1 protein-coding gene is annotated in these 320 nt (G+C 68.4%); it reads left to right on the top strand.

Features of this window, described 5'->3' with window-relative positions; all coding sequences use genetic code 11:
- The coding region (locus tag HV824_RS36830) for an AMP-binding protein (protein WP_176425389.1) at positions 1-320 on the top strand (320 nt) is incomplete at both ends.

The following is a 320-nucleotide window of genomic DNA, read 5'->3' on the forward strand; positions in this document are numbered from 1 at the left end:
GGGCGTGTACGTACCGCTGGATGCGAGCTACCCGCTGGAGCGACTGGCGTGGATGAAGCAGGAGGCGGGTGTCGCGCTGCTGGTGGCGCAGGAGAAGCTGGCGGACGAGGTGGCCGCGGGCGGCGAGCTGGTGGTGTGCGTGGACACGGAGTGGGACACGCAGATTGCCTTGCAGGCGGAGAGCACGCCCGTTGCCAACGTGAGCGGGAGCAACCTGGCGTATGTGATGTTCACGTCGGGAAGCACGGGGAAGCCGAAGGGCGTGGGGGTGCCGCACCGAGCAGTGTCGCGCTTGGTGCTCGGGACGGACTTCGCGCACT

Source organism: Myxococcus sp. AM009, assembly GCF_013372605.1.
GTDB lineage: Bacteria > Myxococcota > Myxococcia > Myxococcales > Myxococcaceae > Myxococcus > Myxococcus vastator.